This is a genomic window from Lysinibacillus sp. RU7 (genome assembly GCF_057837305.1).
In genome coordinates this window covers 1-242 of record NZ_JBYQFK010000277.1, presented here as the reverse complement: position 1 = coordinate 242, position 242 = coordinate 1, and the positions used below count along the sequence as shown (strand labels likewise).

The following is a 242-nucleotide window of genomic DNA, read 5'->3' as shown; positions in this document are numbered from 1 at the left end:
ACGATCCTTGTAAACGGAAAGTCGCTGTTTTTGCTGTACCGCCATTATTAAATTGTTGAATTTCATAGTCGGCTAAATTAACTGTAGTCCCATCTGGATTATAAATTTCCAAACCTTTGCGGTTACTACTGCCGTCAACATATTGACTAAACATAAGTTGTGCTTGTGCCCAAGGACTATATGTAAAAGCACCAAGTGCCCCTAATAGCACAGAAAGTGTGCGTAATTGAAAAGTTTTCATG

At 38.4% G+C, this 242-nt stretch carries 1 protein-coding gene; it reads right to left on the bottom strand.

Annotated elements, in window-relative coordinates; genetic code table 11:
- A partial coding sequence (locus AC3II9_RS22390) for a lamin tail domain-containing protein (protein WP_489158967.1) occupies positions 1 to 242 on the bottom strand: 242 nt, incomplete at both ends.